The organism is Oribacterium sp. KHPX15 (genome assembly GCF_900107835.1).
In the GTDB taxonomy this organism is placed as follows: domain Bacteria; phylum Bacillota; class Clostridia; order Lachnospirales; family Lachnospiraceae; genus Oribacterium.
Map to the genome: position 1 here is coordinate 80,394 of NZ_FNRG01000005.1, position 15,695 is coordinate 96,088.

13 protein-coding genes are annotated in these 15,695 nt (G+C 43.8%); all 13 read right to left on the bottom strand.

Annotation, left to right across the window (positions count from 1 at the left end):
* Positions 1-9 precede the first annotated feature (9 nt).
* Complete coding sequence (locus BLV86_RS05090; RefSeq protein WP_242873238.1) at positions 10-1,038, bottom strand: galactose ABC transporter substrate-binding protein; 1,029 nt, start codon at positions 1,036-1,038, stop codon at positions 10-12.
* A gap of 45 nt (positions 1,039-1,083) precedes the next feature.
* On the bottom strand, positions 1,084-2,067 hold the full coding sequence (locus tag BLV86_RS05095; protein WP_090815354.1) for a sugar ABC transporter substrate-binding protein: 984 nt from the start codon (positions 2,065-2,067) through the stop codon (positions 1,084-1,086).
* 45 nt (positions 2,068-2,112) lie between these two features.
* Positions 2,113-4,200: a cache domain-containing sensor histidine kinase gene (locus BLV86_RS05100; RefSeq protein WP_090815356.1), complete on the bottom strand. Its 2,088-nt coding sequence runs from the start codon at positions 4,198-4,200 to the stop codon at positions 2,113-2,115.
* A complete protein-coding gene (locus BLV86_RS05105; protein ID WP_090815358.1) occupies positions 4,193-5,806 on the bottom strand; it encodes a response regulator in 1,614 nt (537 codons plus the stop codon). The genes BLV86_RS05100 and BLV86_RS05105 overlap by 8 nt, the downstream gene beginning before the upstream one ends.
* A gap of 84 nt (positions 5,807-5,890) precedes the next feature.
* Positions 5,891-6,274, bottom strand: a complete 384-nt coding sequence (locus tag BLV86_RS05110; RefSeq protein WP_090815360.1) for a hypothetical protein — start codon at positions 6,272-6,274, stop codon at positions 5,891-5,893.
* A gap of 172 nt (positions 6,275-6,446) precedes the next feature.
* The gene (locus BLV86_RS05115) at positions 6,447-7,451 is read right to left on the bottom strand and encodes an ABC transporter permease subunit (protein WP_031552003.1); all 1,005 of its coding nucleotides are present in this window, start codon (positions 7,449-7,451) and stop codon (positions 6,447-6,449) included.
* Between the two features lie 29 nt (positions 7,452-7,480).
* Complete coding sequence (locus tag BLV86_RS05120; protein WP_090815361.1) at positions 7,481-8,989, bottom strand: sugar ABC transporter ATP-binding protein; 1,509 nt, start codon at positions 8,987-8,989, stop codon at positions 7,481-7,483.
* A 188-nt stretch (positions 8,990-9,177) separates the two neighbouring features.
* Positions 9,178-10,329 (bottom strand): galactose ABC transporter substrate-binding protein, encoded by a 1,152-nt coding sequence (locus BLV86_RS05125; protein ID WP_090815363.1) that lies wholly within the window; start codon positions 10,327-10,329, stop codon positions 9,178-9,180.
* Between the two features lie 111 nt (positions 10,330-10,440).
* Positions 10,441-11,373, bottom strand: coding sequence for a glycosyltransferase family 2 protein (locus BLV86_RS05130; RefSeq protein WP_090815365.1), 933 nt, complete (start codon positions 11,371-11,373; stop codon positions 10,441-10,443).
* A complete protein-coding gene (locus tag BLV86_RS05135) occupies positions 11,370-12,251 on the bottom strand; it encodes a LicD family protein (protein ID WP_090815367.1) in 882 nt (293 codons plus the stop codon). Before BLV86_RS05135 ends, BLV86_RS05130 begins: the two co-directional genes overlap by 4 nt.
* A gap of 86 nt (positions 12,252-12,337) precedes the next feature.
* On the bottom strand, positions 12,338-13,675 hold the full coding sequence (gene rfbH, locus BLV86_RS05140) for a lipopolysaccharide biosynthesis protein RfbH (protein ID WP_090815369.1): 1,338 nt from the start codon (positions 13,673-13,675) through the stop codon (positions 12,338-12,340).
* Between the two features lie 149 nt (positions 13,676-13,824).
* Entirely contained in the window at positions 13,825-14,916 is a 1,092-nt protein-coding gene (rfbG, locus tag BLV86_RS05145; RefSeq protein WP_090815371.1) for a CDP-glucose 4,6-dehydratase, read from the bottom strand.
* A gap of 7 nt (positions 14,917-14,923) precedes the next feature.
* The gene (gene rfbF / locus BLV86_RS05150) at positions 14,924-15,694 is read right to left on the bottom strand and encodes a glucose-1-phosphate cytidylyltransferase (protein WP_031551983.1); all 771 of its coding nucleotides are present in this window, start codon (positions 15,692-15,694) and stop codon (positions 14,924-14,926) included.
* Position 15,695: the final 1 nt, after the last annotated feature.

The window sequence follows — 15,695 nt, forward strand, 5'->3', positions numbered from 1 at the left end:
CCTACACCCTCAATCCTTGAAGCTGTCAACATTTTGTTTTGTGATCTTCCGATAGGGGAGCCTTATATATTTATCTCCCTGAAGTCCCAGGCCTTCGAGGCTTTCGCCGGAAGCAAGTCTTTTCGAAAGGTTAAAGATGGCATCGGCCTGACCACGGGCATCATTATAGACCGTTGCAGCCATGCTGCCTTCCTTAACAGCCGCCCTTCCGGGTTCCGTTCCGTCTATGCCTATGACATAGGGCCACTTATACCTGGGAATATCCGAAACATTATATGCATCTATAACTCCGAGGGCCATATCATCATTGTTTGCGAACACGAACTCTATTTTATCTCCATGGTTTTTTATAAGCTTTTCCATCTGGTTTGAAGCCTGAGCCCGATTCCAGTTGGCAATGGCATATCCTAGCTTATCAAGCTTCACTCCCAGCTCCCGTATCCGGTTTACACAGTTCTCTGAGCGGACTATGGCGTCCTGATGACCTGCCTCGCCTTCCAGGATAACGTACTGGATCTCGCCGTCATTGTTTCTGTCAACGTTTTCGTTCTTTATAATGTCAACCGCCAGCTCTCCCTGCATGATTCCGGATTCAAATGCATCCGCCCCCACATAATAGAGCTTATTCCACCTCAGCATATCCTCATCCACCAGCTCCCGGTTAAAGAATACTATAGGGATATCGGCATTCCTTGCTGCATCTATGATATTGGAAGGTGCCGTGCGGTCAACAAGATTCACACATATAACATCGCAGCCGTGTTTTATCATTTCCTCAACCTGATCATCCTGTGTGGACTGGCTCTGGGAAGAGTTATATATTTCCAATGTTATCTCCTGCCCGGCTTCGGCTCTTGCCGAAAGAACATCTTCATTCAGATCCTTAAGTATCTCTGATATGAATGTGTCGTACCGGTCATATACCGTGATGCCTATCTTCATTTCGTTATCCTGCTTTTCAGGAACAGCTTCGGCACTGCACCCATAAAGGGTCAAAAGTACCCCCGCCGCCATAAGCATTAACAATGTTTTCTTCATATGCTTCCTCTTGATCATCGAAAAAACAAATCCCGGTCTTGGGGTTCAGCGGACTATGGGGAACAGTATCTGCTGGTTATCCTCTCCAAACAGATTGTCCTTATTAACAACACTGAAACTTATTTCCCTATCCTCAAGCACCGAGGTGCGGTTCTGAAGCTTTAAAGCAAGGTCCGAAAGACTTTGATACCCCATGCTGAAATCATTGGTGAGTATCATGGAATCGATCATTCCCGAATCTATATAATACACAAGCTTTTCGCTGCACCCTGAACCGTAGATACTTTTATTTTCTGTATTTGCTTTTGAGCAGTAGTCCACTGCTTTCTCCATACTGTCATTATCAAGGCACACAATCACCTCTGCAGGATTTTTTGCGTCAGACTTTTCTATATCTTCGTCTGTGTATCGGGATTCGGAGACATTCCAGACTATCTCGAGATTAAGATTTTCAGTTGCATCCATAAACCCCTTTAGTCTCTGCTGCATACCGAACTGTTTCTGATTACCTGAAACCATTCCAACCTTTATACTTTCTTCCTCTGACCGGTTCTTTAAATCTATTACCAGCTCATTACCTATAGCTCTTCCCACAGCATAATTATCCGGGGCTACAGTTGCGTGATTACCTCTGACATCGGCATCAGCTTCAACTGTTGTCACCACAAATTCCACAGGTACCCTGGCGCTTATGGAAGAAACAATTTCGTGTATACCTTCACTTAGACAAAACTCCGCTATGACACCGTCAGCTCCCTGAGAAATCCTTGAATTTATAAGCGACACTTCCTCCTGGATATTGTCTATATAATCTGTATACACATAGTCAAGCTCGATACCATTATCCTTTGCAGCCTGTTCGAGGCCTGCTTTAAAAGGTACCCATCTTCCTTCGGAAGAATTGCTGACTATCACAGAAATCTTATAGTTTTCCGGATTTATACCCTTTGTGAGCATAACAAGGCAAAACATGATCACTATAAGAGTCGCTACCACGATAGGTCGCAAGAATTCTTTATCTTCATTCATGACTTTTATCCATCACCTATTTATAGAAAGAATCCCTCGGGATCCTTATGAATCACTTGAAGCTGCGTGGGTAGATTTGTTTCTCAGGGATTTATAATGCCCGCTTTCCAAAAGCTTCTGATTTTCCTCATTAAAGGGCACTGCAGGAATATGTATGGTAATGCAGGTTCCCTCGTCAGGTTCCGATTCCACCTTCAAACCATACTGCTCACCGAATCTTAATTTGATTCTTCTGTGCACATTGACAAGTCCCACTCCGGATCCGTGCTTCTGCGGTCTCTTTGTTCCTTCTGAATCGTTAAGAAGATTTTCGCAAACCTCAGGAGGCATACCAAATCCATTGTCTTTTACTTCTATATAAATATCCCCAAGGGAAATGTTATTTTCATCCATTTCTGCAGAAGTCACAGTATTTAAGCCATTTTTACCATCATCGGTTTTTTTCGATGTATTATAATCGCCATTCGATAAATAAGTTTCATCCCCATAAGGCACAAATCTGGCAGTGATAATGATCTCGCCCTCATCATCAGGATCCATATCACCAACGCCGTAATAGATGGCATTTTCAAGGATGGGCTGAACAATGAGCTTGATAGTGGCAAACGCTTTTACCTCTTCCTGAACATCGAAGGTAACCTTAAAGTTATTCTTGTATCTTACCTTCTGGATATTCATATAGTTTTCGGCATGCCTCATCTCCTGCTCCACCGGAATGATGTTTTTTCCTCTGCTGAGACTTATTCTGAAAAGACTTGCCAGCTGTGTAACCATAAACACGGCATCCTTGTTTTTCTCACCCTCTATCATCCAGACTATGGAATCCAGGGTATTGTACAAAAAGTGAGGATTTATCTGGGACTGGAGGGCGTCCATCTCAGTCTTTCGCTTTTCCTCCTGCTCTATAACGATATCATCCATAAGCTGATTGATACGCCCGAGAGAATGTCTCAGGGTCTTTCCCAGATGCTCTACCTCCCGGGTTCCGCCGACATAGATGTCCTCAGGATAAATATCTCCGTTTTCCATATTTCTTATGGATTTGTTCAGAAGATTAAGGGGACGTGAAATGCGGCTTGAGATCATTTTATTGATAAAGATCATGATTAGAAATCCGCAGGCTATAAGGAGTATTACCAGAAAACGCATATTGCTGATGTCTATCTGGTAAGCTTTTTCGGGAAGAACTGCTATCATTTTCCAACCCGTATAGGAGATACTGTCAACTATAACCTGCCTTTTTTCACCCCCAAAGACTTCATCATGTATACCATCTGCATAATGAGCGTTATTGATATTATTCTCTTTAATGATCTCATAGTTTATCTGCATCTGCTTCGGATGATATATGATATTCCCGCTTGAATCCGTAAGATAGATATACTGACCGGTGCTGTCCGTATTAATACGCTCCATCATCTGCTTGATGGTTGAATAGTTCATATCAACAAGCAGCACTCCGAGAGACGGACTTCCGTTTTCGGTAAGCTCCACTACCCGGCTCAGGGAAATGACCCAGCTGTACTTGAATGCCGGATCCAGAAACAGATTCTCAACATGAGGCGTCGAAAAATGAAGGTTTTCCATTTTTTCAAAGGCCGAGGTGAACCATTTCTGGTCAGTCACCCGGAGATCTGACTTAAGGCTGGAGATGGGTGAAGCAGAAACCAGGGTGCCATCCTGCATAAACAGTGAAAGGCTCACCAGATTATCCTTGTGAGCCTCATATATGATATTCATCTCATTATCAACCGAATCCCTCTCGAGATCAGCATTCTTGATGACATCATAGTACATGGCATCAGAGATACGGCGCATACTCACAAGATAATCCTCAAGATTAACCACCGACTGCTCCATGATCTGCTGCGTGGCTTCTATGGTGCCGTTTCTCATACGGCGGGCAAAAAGAGTATAGAGCATTAATCCCAGGATCAGAAGCAGCGTAAATGATACCACCGTGAAAGCCACAAGGATGGTACTCTGTATGGTATGAGGCATATATTTCCGGAGCTTATCATTAACCTCGGAAACTCTTCTGTTTAGAAGTTCTTCACCCTTATCACGGGCTTTTTCGATATTTTCAACCCCTGAAACATTATTCAATTTCTTTTTAGCTTCCAGATCATCCATTTTGCTGAGATTTATATCTTGATGGCGAAACGCCAAACTTCTTTTTAAATGCATAACTGAAATAGTTCGGGTCACTGTAACCCACTGCCTCAGCTATAACATAGGTTTTCTCATTTTCATCCAAAAGCATACGAACAGCCATTTCCATACGTATGTCAGTCAGATAATTGATAAAGGTTTTTCCTGTTTCTTTTTTGAATACTGTGGAAAAATATGCGGAGCTTATACCAAGGTATGAACACATACTCTCTACAGTAAGGTCCTTATTGCTGTAGTTTTCCCTGACATAATCAATGGCCTTTGATACAAAGCCCTTTGTTGTGTCCTGGCGGTTTGTACGAAGGATTTCTCTTATTTCATGGGAAACAGACTTAAGCCATTTTGTAAGCTCCTGTTTGTCCATATGCTGAACCTTGTCATAGGGATCCTCATCTTTTTCAAATATCTCCGCCGTATCGATATGGTTAGATTTAATAAAACGATATATTTCAGATACCATATCCATAACAAAGAATCTGTAGTCCTGTATTGAAGGATTAAGAGGTATTTCTTCAGATATGTACCTTTCAACCTCCGTATCGATATTTTCTTCTGAGTCCATTTTTATAGCTTTAAATACCTTGTAAAGCTTTTGATCCACAGGCTCCGCCTTCAGGTTATCCGGGGTCTTGTTTCTTTCGGGAGCAATCTCGGAAATGTTTATGGCCTGTCCTCTTCCATAGATGACTCTGTAGGAGATGGCCTCCCTGGCTCCTTCATAAGCCTTCGGCAGAGACATTATACTTGAAACAGGCTTTCCTATTCCGGCGGTAATGGTGGCATTGGACACACGCTTACTGAGTCTGCAGAGAACCTGACAGGCGTCAGTAAGCTGGGTAACATCACTTTCAGTTTCCATCTGAACTATGATGATAATGTTTCCGAGGTAGGAGAAAAACTTTGCCTTCCACCTTTCCTCCATCTGTTCTTCCCAAAGCTTCCTTACGGACATGGTGATGAGTACAGGGTTGATACCTTCCGGCGCAAGGGAAATGCTGTTATGAAGTATCACAACATCAAAAAAGGATCCCTCCAGGCTTACCTGATAATCCATCATGTCTCTTTTGAGGTAGCTCTCTGACACACGCCCTTCTATAAGGGAGGTATAAAAATTCTCCTGTAATATGGGAAGACTTTCCTGATAGTAGGTTTTAAGCATGTTGATGTTCTGCTTTTCATCAAACTCCTTATCAAGGGCGGACTTTATCCGCTTAAAGACTTCACTTAGCTCTGTTGCATCGATGGGCTTAAGTATGTACTCTTCAGCTTCAAGCCTTATGGCTTCCTTGGCATATTCAAATTCATCAAATCCCGAAAAGATGATGATCTTTATGGTTGGATACTGCTGCTTAAGTCTTTTGGCAAGCTCCAATCCGTCCATATAAGGCATCTTTATGTCTGTCATGACCACGTCCGGCTGTTCCTCTTCCGCCATCTCAAGGGCTTCGAGACCGTTATGGGCATAACCCTGAACTGAGAAACCGAGACTTTCCCAATCTATCTTATGGATTATGACATTGATAACATCCTCTTCGTCATCTACCAGCATTACCGAATAATTCTTCAAATTCACTGCTCCTTATAGCTACGTCTAAAGTTGTTTCTTTTATTCATGAAATCCTGTTTGTCTAAGCTTCTTATTTTGGATTCTTTATTTTGGATTCTTTTCTCCGTACTTCTCTTCAATCTTCTTGAATCTGAAAAACATCAGGGAAACGGCAAGTATCATAAAAAGCAAAGCCATGAACCCATCATACATGGAGACTATCTCCATAAAAATAAGGCAGGCAGCGAATCCAAGTGCAAGGATTCCCGCTTCCCTTGCATAGGGCTCAACATTTTCTTCCTTAAGCTTCTTCCACTCCTTTGGTCTTACGGAATCCACATCCTTAAAAACCAAAAGCTTCACAGCATAGTAAATCGTCATTACCGCAAGCACTACCTGTATGCCATGCTGGGCAAAAAACACGGTGACGGGACTCTGGGTTTCTGTAAGAAGCACCATGTTTGAAAACGCAATATTTGAAAATCCCATTATTTTCTCCTTTAGTCCTATTATATCGAGGGGAGGAGTTTTCTACGCCTAGTGACCATTTGGCCGCTTATTCGGAATTTAGTCTCTTCCCTTTGGAATCTCTTCAGTAATCAAAAGAGGTCTGTGGAAAAACCACAGACCCCATTATAATCGATTGAATTATTTCGCTCAATTACTTCTTCTGAACGTACTTTCTGATATCGAGAGAAATAGCTACGAAGATAACGATACCGATGGCGATGTACTGAGAGTTTGCATCTACTCCGAGGAACTGGAGGGCAACCTTCAAAAGCTCAAGTACGGCAACACCGATGATGGCGGATGAAACCTTACCACGTCCACCGGTTACGGATACACCGCCAAGTGCACAGGCTGCGATACCTTCCATCTCATATGAAAGACCGGTATTGATAGAAGCACCGCCGGCCTTTGCTCCGAGCATGAAACCTGCCATTGCGAAGAATGCTGATGCCTTGGCATAGATAAGAATCATTGTAAGCTTTACAGGAACACCGGCAACCTCTGCTGCCTGCTTGTTTCCGCCGATTGCATACATGTACTTTCCGTGACGGGTCATGTTGTAAATGAACCAGGTGATTCCGGCCATTGCAAGTGCCATCCAAACCAGCCAGTTGATACCAAGGAGACCGGGCTTAGCGAAGTTTGTATATCCTTCGATATATCCGCCGAGAGGTGTAGCTCCTGTATAGATAAGACCAAGACCATAGATGATCTCCATCATTGCAAGTGTTGAAATGAATGGAGGAACATGAAGGAATGCTATAAACCATCCGGTTACGGCACCAAAGCATCCGCAGATGATCATTACAAGGATAAGAACCACAAACGGGTTAAGCGGTGTGATGCTTGCCATGAAGCCTTCCTTGAAGAAACGTCCGCCGTACTCTACCTTCTGTAAAAGTGTACCTGCGATACAGGCACCAAATCCAACCATACGTCCACCGGAGAGATCGCATCCGCCGGTGATAACTGCACCTGAGATACCGAGAGCGATAACCAGTCTGTATGACATATTGGCAAGAAGGTTCATGAAGTTATTTTTTGTCAGGAAGTTATTGGTTGTAAGTCCTGTATAAATAACGAGGATGAACATTACGATGATAACACCGTTATTGATAAGAAAATCTACGATTTTCTGTTTCTGTGTCTTTTGCATTTTTCTTTCCCCTTTAAATCTTTAATCGATCAGAACTGTGTTGCAAATCTCATGACATTTTCCTGTGTCATTTCTTCTCTCTGATCTATCTCTCCTGTGATTTTTCCGTTACACATAACATAAACCCGATCCGCCATACCAAGCAGCTCAGGCATCTCGGAGGAGATCATGATGATGGCCTTACCCTGCTTTGCAAGATTCTCCATGATTTCATAAATCTCATGCTTGGCTCCGATATCGATACCTCTTGTAGGCTCATCCATGATAAGGATGTCAGGATCGTTGGCAAGCCATCTTGAAACGATAACCTTCTGCTGGTTTCCACCTGAAAGGTTAGCGATGTGCTGGTTCATGCTTGGTGTTTTTATAGAAAGCTGTGTGATGCTATCATCAACTATCTTGTTAATTGTCGGATGGTCGAGAACAAAACCACTCTTTAAGTGCTTGTTGTAGATTGAGATGCCTACGTTATCTTTGATTGAAAGACATCCGAAAATACCGTTTCCACGACGATCTTCCGTGATCATTCCAAGCTTTGCATCCATGGCGTCCTTTGACTTTGTTATCTTCACTTCTTTTCCATGGATCTTTATGGTTCCCTCTGCCAGATGTCTGATTCCGAAGAGACCTTCCATAAGCTCTGTTCTCTGGGCTCCTACAAGTCCTCCGAATCCAAGGATTTCTCCCTTACGTATATTGAAGGAGCAATCTTTGAAGGATTTTTCATGTATGGAGGTTAAGTGCTCTGCCTCAAGGATAACCTCGCCTATCTCGTGATCATGCTCAGGATAAATCTGGGTAAGCTCACGTCCTACCATCTTTGAAATGATATCCTCTGTTGAAAGCTCTGCTGCAGGCCATGTACCTACGTAGGTTCCGTCTCTCATTACCTGGATATCATCCGCTATCCTCTTGATCTCATCCATCTTATGGGAGATATAGATCATGGCAACGCCTCTTTCACGAAGCTGGTTCATGATCTTGAAGAGGAAGTCTACCTCATTATCGGAAAGTGAAGATGTTGGCTCATCGAAAATGATAACCTTGGCTTCATGGGAAACCGCCTTTGCGATCTCAACCAGCTGCATCTGTCCGATGGACAGGGTGCTTAAAAGAGCCCTTGGATTATATTCAAGACCAAGTTCCTTCAACCATTTCTCTGTCTCGTCGTACATTGTCTTATGGTCTATCATCTTGATGGGACCATACTCTTTTAACGGGAAACGTCCCAGATACATGTTTTCACCGATGCTTCTGGCCGGGATGGGCTGAAGCTCCTGATGCACCATGGCTATACCATGCTTTGCGGCCTCATCAGGGTTATCGATAACTACTTTCTTTCCATCCAGATATATCTCGCCTTCGTCCATATGGTAAATTCCGAAAAGACACTTCATAAGTGTGGACTTTCCGGCACCGTTTTCACCCATGAGAGCGAGAACCGAACCCGGACGAACAGCAAGATTGACTTTATCCAGCGCTTTTACACCCGGAAATGACTTAGATACTCCTCTAAGTTCCAGTTTATACTCCGCCATTTTGTCCTCCAGTAAATTTTCTTTATCGTGCAGGATGGAGAATCTTCTCCCATTCACTGCCCAGGTGCATCGGTCAAAACAAAACCTTTATTATACACCTAATCTGATGTTAAAGAAAGAGTACAGGTGCGATGTCGCACCCGCACTCTTTTGATGTTTCTGATTTAATTTGTCTGATTCCTTATGAATTAGCCAAGAGATGCAAGGATGTCATCTACATTAGCGGTTGTAACCTTAACGTAATCGCATCCGATGTAGTGGTCATTGCCCTCACCTGTGAGATACTTAACAGCTGCATCTGCTGCTGAGTGAGACTGTGAGATGTGATCGTTAAATACTGTACCTGTCTGCTTTCCGGACTTAACGTTGTCGCAAGCCTCCTGAAGAGCATCTACACCAAGAAGATATACATCTGTTCCGACTGTCTCGCCTGCTGCCTCGATAGCCTGAAGAGCACCAAGAGCCATAGCATCGTTGTTACAGAATACAACTTCGATATCCTTGCCATGCTGTGCAAGAGAGTTAGCTACAAGTGACTGTGCCTGAGCCTGATCCCAGTTACCTACCTGATCATCGAGACACTCAACCTCAACGCCTGCATCTGTAAGAGCCTTAACTGAGAACTCTGTTCTGTACTGAGCATCAACGTTCTCAGGGTCACCCTCGATCATGATGTAAGAAACCTTGCCGTCGCCGTTGATATCGCCCTTGTTCTCAAGGTCTAATACGATCTCACCCTGCATTGTACCTGACTGACGTGCATCACATCCAACGTATGTTACGTTCATGTTATCTGCCTTCCATCTCTCCTCTTCCTGAGCATCCGGCTCACGGTTGATGTAAACGAGAGGAATGTTAGCCTCAGTTACCATATCTGTGATTGTAGCTGCTGATGAAGAGTTAACAGGGTTGATGATGAGAACGTCTACACCTGATGTGATGAAGTTCTGGATCTGGTTTGTCTGAGTAGCCTGGTCATTAGCACCATCTACGATAGAGATATTCTCAGCCTTGAATCCGAGTGACTCGAGATATGACTGTAATTCGTTTCTGAAAAGTGTCATGAAGTTATCAGAGAACTGATAGATACATACGCCAACCTTCTTATCTGAAAGATCAACATCACCGGTTGCTGCAGCTGCCTCTGTTGCTGCTGCGGCTGCTTCTGTAGCTGCTGTTGTCTCTGCAGGAGCTGCTGCCTCTGTTGCGGCTGCCTCTGTTGCGGCTGCCTCTGTTGCTGCAGGAGCTGCTGTTGTAGCAGTTGTGTTAGATGATCCACAACCTGTAAGCATTGATACTGCCATTGCTGATACTGTAAGTAAGCTAAGTGCTTTCTTCATAATAATCCAATCCTCCTAGATTTTGTTTTGTTTTGCGGTGTCCCCGCGTTTCGTTGTATAAATAATAACAAAGGCAATCTCACGAAAGAATAGATTATTCTTCTTTAAATCTTAGAAATTCTTCTTATCTTCGATAATGTATAAAGGTCTGTCTTTAAGCTCCTCAAAAAGCACTGCAATATACTCTCCGATGATACCGATAACTATAAAAAGTACCGCAAACATAAAGCATAAAAGCACAACTATAGTGGCATATCCCGAGGGTGCCCCGTCATGGGTGCACAGTGTATAGATAAGAAGTATAAACCCCAGGAATCCGCTGCTTAAGCCTGCGAAGATGCCGAGTTTAAGCGGAACATTGGAAAAGCACATGATGGTATTCATGGCAAAGGTAAAGAGTTTTTTTATGGAATAATGACTCTTTCCGGCAATTCTCGGAGCTGCCTTATACTCTATAGTGGTTTTTCTGAATCCAACATTCTGAACATAGCCCCGAAGGAATCTTACCTTCTCGCGATAGTTTTTCATAAGTACCTTCTGGACTGTACTTGTGATGGCAAAGAAATCCGAAGCATTTGGTTCAAGATAGATATCGGAAAGCTTGTTGATAAGCCAGTAAAATCCTCCGGAGGTTATCTTCTTGATAATTCCCGCAGTTTCATTGCTGGTTCTTACCATTGAGATAACCTGGTATCCCTCATCAAAAGCCTCTGTAATGGGCAAAAGATACTCAGGCGGATGCTGAAGATCCGCATCCATAAACACCAGTCCGTCTCCTGATGCATAGTCAAGACCTGCTATCATCGCTGCTTCATGACCGAAATTTCTGGAAAAGCTTATGAGCTTAATGTGCTCTTTGTCAGTATCAGCCAGTTCCGAAAGAATCTCGCCTGTTCTGTCCATTGAGCCGTCATTCACAAATATAAACTCGTAGTTCCATCCTTTTTCACGAAGCTTCTCCCCATATTCCTTTGTGACTCTGTAAAATTCATTTACTCCTGCCTCTTCATTGTAGGCGGAAACGACGATGCTAAGCAGTTTCATTGTATCTCCAACTCTCTTCCGCTGTGGGAGGGCTGACGCTTCTCAACGGGCGGAAGCTTCATATAATCTCCATAAAGCATTTTGAGAACCTTGTCCCACTCCCTGGGACCTGTGAATCTTTCACCTTCAAACTCAAAGGATATCGGTTCTTCCCAGCTGTCATCAACCACACAGTACTGAAAATCAGGCTGGTAGTTTGAGAAAAAGGATTTTCCGGCGGAAACATTATTATCTGTTTTATAAAGCTCAGTGTACTTTTTTGCGCTGTTATCCTGCCACTTAAAGATGGTCTTCATGGGAATGAGTCTCCCAAGTCCTACAAGTACCGAAACCTCCAGCTTCTGGAGGCCTTTGTATTTGGACCAGTCCAGCTTTCTCCTGTGGGCCATACCCATACCGAAAAATATCTGTTGCTTTAAACGCATAAGCCTGGAAGAAAGCTTTCCCTTAGGCAGTCTGTCGATAATGAAAAGATCCACCCACAGGTGATTAAGCTTTCCTTCGTAGAACTCCATATCCGCATCATCCTCTGAGTGCCTGCGGGAATTCTTATATATAACTCTCGGAACAAAGTCGTAAAAGGCTTCTCCATCCCGATAGTCATCCGGCATTACCAGTTCCATATTTCCCGGAAGCTCAAGATTGGCTATCACCTTAAACTTTTCAAACTCTTCACGTCTGAAGCAGAGATCCACATCATCATCCCAGGGAATGAAACCACGGTGTCTCACGGCCCCGAGAAGAGTACCGGAATCAATAAGATATGTAATGTTATGTCTTATGCAGATTTCTCTTACGGCTTTTAGTATTTCAAGATTGGCCTTATGGATTTTTTCGAGGTCAAATTCAAAGTCAGTATTTTTACTAGTGTTTTCCATTATTACTCCCTGGGTCAGACATAAACCGGATTTATCCGGACCCGCACCTGACTCACCAATAAAGTAAGAAGCTTTACTTTCAAACTTTATCTTAATGCTTCCAGCAGGATTTTTGCCATGTAGCTGAGCTTTTCGTCAGTCATGCCGGGATAAAGGCCTACCCAGAAGGTATCCTTCATGATCCGGTCTGTTATTTCAAGGTTTCCCACAACACGGAATCCTTCTCCGGTTTTTCTCATTTCATCAAAGCATGGATGTTTTATGAGATTTCCCGCAAAAAGCATTCTGGTCTGAACCCCGTGGTCCTCCACGTATCTTACAACCTGCTCTCTTTCAACACCTTCCTTACAGGTCATAAGGAAACCGAACCAGCTTGGATCAGAATCCGGCTCTGCCTCAGGAAGAATGAGCTTTTCTTCAGCTCCTCCCTTTATGAGAAGATCCTTAAGATAAGTAAAATTATGCTTTCTCTTCTCAACAAATCCCGGGAACTTTTCAAGCTGCGCAACTCCCACGGCAGCCTGCATATCTGTTGCCTTCAGGTTATATCCGAAATGAGAGTATACATACTTATGGTCATAGCCTTTAGGAAGCTCGCCGTACTGCCCGTCGAAACGATGGCCGCAGGTATTGTCCTTTCCCGGCGCGCACCAGCAGTCTCTTCCCCAGTCTCTGATGCTTCTCATGATACGATGAAGCAGAGGGTTGTTGGTGTAGCAGGCACCGCCCTCCCCCATGGTCATATGGTGAGGAGGATAGAAGCTGGAGGTTCCGATATCGCCGATGGTACCTGTAAGCTTTGTTTCACCGTCAATTGTGTAGGTGGAGCCCAGGGCATCGCAGTTATCCTCCACAAGCCAGAGACCGTGTTTATCGCAAAATTCCTTTACGGCCTTAAGATTGAAAGGATTACCTAAAGTGTGGGCGATCATAACCGCCTTTGTTTTATCACTTAAAGCTTCCTCAAGCTTTGTCACATCTATGTCACAGGTGGGTAATGTCACGTCCACAAAAACAGGCACTGCACCGTACTGGATTATAGGCGTTACGGTTGTGGGGAATCCCGCCGCAACTGTGATAACCTCATCTCCGCGTCTCACCTGTCTCTCCTTAAGAAGAGGACTTGTTAATGTACTGAAGGCAAGAAGATTGGCGCTGGAACCGGAGTTCACGAGACTCACATACTTAACGCCCAGGTACTTTCCGAAATCATGCTCAAACTTATCCGTGAATCTTCCCGCTGTGAGCCAGAACTCTAAAGCACTGTCCACAAGATTCACCATTTCTTTATCATCATAAACCCGGCTTGCGTAAGGTATACGGTCTCCCTCTTCATAGGGCTTTGCCGGTACTTTATATTTTTTTGCATATTCGGAAACAAGATCAAGTATCTCCTGTCTTGCCTGCTGCTCTGTTTTTTCCATAGTAATTCTCTTTCTAAATGATACATTTGCCTGATTCAGGCTTTATATTCGTGTAGCTCATTTCCGGCTTTTCTCTTTTCATACAATCATAGATAATGCAATATCATATGGCACATTCTCTGAAATCATAAGTCATGTTAATAATTTTATTAATCCGCCAGAAAATCCTTTATTTGCTCTTCAGTATATTTAAGCATGTCCTCTTTGTCATTCCATGCCCGGTACCACTTAACGGTTTCCCGGACAGCTTCATCCACATGCCAGACAGGTGTCCATCCCAGGGCCTTCTTGATCTTCCCGGTATCAAGCATCAGGAATGATGCTTCATGGGGAGCGTCAGCCTCTGCTTCCGTATGCCACTTTGCGCCCTCACCCCAGGAGGCCACAAATTTATCCGCCAGATCTCCGGTTGTGATGGCATCCGACTCATCGGGGCCGACATTATAACAATCGGAAACCTCCGGATCCTCAGCCTGTCTCATGGCGATAAGAAGATATACATAAAGGGGCTCCAAAACATGCTGATAAGGTCTCGTACTGTAAGGGTTTCTCACATGAATGCTTTTTCCCGAAACTGTATCCCTTACGCAGTCAGGGATTATACGGTCTCTGGCAAAATCACCTCCGCCGATAACATTACCAGCACGGGCTGTGGAAATCGGGGTAACCGAATCCTCACCACTGAAAAATGACTTTGTATAGCTGTGGGTCACAAGCTCGGAACAGGACTTTGAGTTACTGTAGGGATCATAACCATCAAGCTTTTCTTCTTCCTTAAAAGGATGGTCCATGAGGTCGCTGTTTTCATAAACCTTATCGGTGGTGACATTCAGGAATGTCTTCACTCTGTCATCACCATACTCACGGCTTTTTCTGACACACTCAAGGATATTGACGGTGCCCATAACATTTATCTCATAGGTTTCTCTCGGTATCTCATAGGAAGTTCTCACTATGGGCTGGGCTGCAAGGTGAAGAACCACTTGAGGTTTCACCTTTTCAAAAAAGGAGCTTAAATGCTGAAAATCCCTGATATCTCCGATCTCTGAGGTCATCTCCTTTTCGAGACCGAGTATACTGAAAAGGGAGGGTTCAGTAGGAGGTTCCAATGCATAGCCATAGACCTCTGCACCAAGCATTTTCAGCATCAGGGACAGCCAGCTGCCTTTGAAACCGGTATGACCTGTAACCAGCACTCTTTTTCTGTTGTAGTATTTCTTTAGTTCTGTGAATTTTGACATTTATTTATCACCATCTCTTCCATGGAGCCCTATTCTCTTCCCAAAGAGTCTCAAGGAGCTTCTTTTCTCTCTGTGTATCCATACACTGCCAGAAACCCGGGTGATAGAAACTCATAAGCTCACCATCTGCCGCAAGCTTATGCATTGGCTCCCGTTCAAGGACGCATTTGTCACCGGTCAGATAATCAAAGACCTTTGGATCAAATACCATAAAGCCTCCGTTAATGATGGCGCCGTCCTCATTCTGCTTTTCCCTGAAGGATCTGATCTTGTTGTTGTCATCGATATCAAGAACGCCCTTCTGCTGGGCGAGAGATACTGTAGTAATGGTTGCGATCTTTCCGTGGCTTCTGTGGAACTTTTCAAGAGCGCTAATGTCTACATCGGACACTCCGTCACCATAGGTCAGCATGAAAGGCTCATCCCCCACATACTTCTGTACTCTCTTGATACGTCCTCCGGTCATGGTATTGAGTCCCGTATCAACTATAGTCACCTTCCAGGGCTCATTCATATTGTTATGTACTTCCATACTGTTATTGCTGAGATCAAAGGTGACATCTGAATTATGAAGGAAGTAATTCGCAAAAAACTCCTTTATAACATACTGCTTATAGCCCGCCAGTATGATGAAATCATTGTAGCCGTAGCTTGAATAGTATTTCATGATATGCCAGAGTATGGGCATCTCGCCTATCTCTATCATGGGCTTTGGCTTTAAATGTGATTCCTCTGAAATACGTGTTCCGAATCCACCTGCTAAGATTAATACTTTCATT

Coding starts and splice junctions, on each gene's coding strand:
- BLV86_RS05090 (WP_242873238.1), bottom strand. CDS start 1,038: ATGAAGAAAACATTGTTAATGCTTATGGCGGCGGGGGTACTTTTGACC.
- BLV86_RS05095 (WP_090815354.1), bottom strand. CDS start 2,067: ATGAATGAAGATAAAGAATTCTTGCGACCTATCGTGGTAGCGACTCTT.
- BLV86_RS05100 (WP_090815356.1), bottom strand. CDS start 4,200: ATGGATGATCTGGAAGCTAAAAAGAAATTGAATAATGTTTCAGGGGTT.
- BLV86_RS05110 (WP_090815360.1), bottom strand. CDS start 6,274: ATGGGATTTTCAAATATTGCGTTTTCAAACATGGTGCTTCTTACAGAA.
- BLV86_RS05115 (WP_031552003.1), bottom strand. CDS start 7,451: ATGCAAAAGACACAGAAACAGAAAATCGTAGATTTTCTTATCAATAAC.
- BLV86_RS05120 (WP_090815361.1), bottom strand. CDS start 8,989: ATGGCGGAGTATAAACTGGAACTTAGAGGAGTATCTAAGTCATTTCCG.
- BLV86_RS05125 (WP_090815363.1), bottom strand. CDS start 10,329: ATGAAGAAAGCACTTAGCTTACTTACAGTATCAGCAATGGCAGTATCA.
- BLV86_RS05130 (WP_090815365.1), bottom strand. CDS start 11,373: ATGAAACTGCTTAGCATCGTCGTTTCCGCCTACAATGAAGAGGCAGGA.
- BLV86_RS05135 (WP_090815367.1), bottom strand. CDS start 12,251: ATGGAAAACACTAGTAAAAATACTGACTTTGAATTTGACCTCGAAAAA.
- rfbH (WP_090815369.1), bottom strand. CDS start 13,675: ATGGAAAAAACAGAGCAGCAGGCAAGACAGGAGATACTTGATCTTGTT.
- rfbG (WP_090815371.1), bottom strand. CDS start 14,916: ATGTCAAAATTCACAGAACTAAAGAAATACTACAACAGAAAAAGAGTG.
- rfbF (WP_031551983.1), bottom strand. CDS start 15,694: ATGAAAGTATTAATCTTAGCAGGTGGATTCGGAACACGTATTTCAGAG.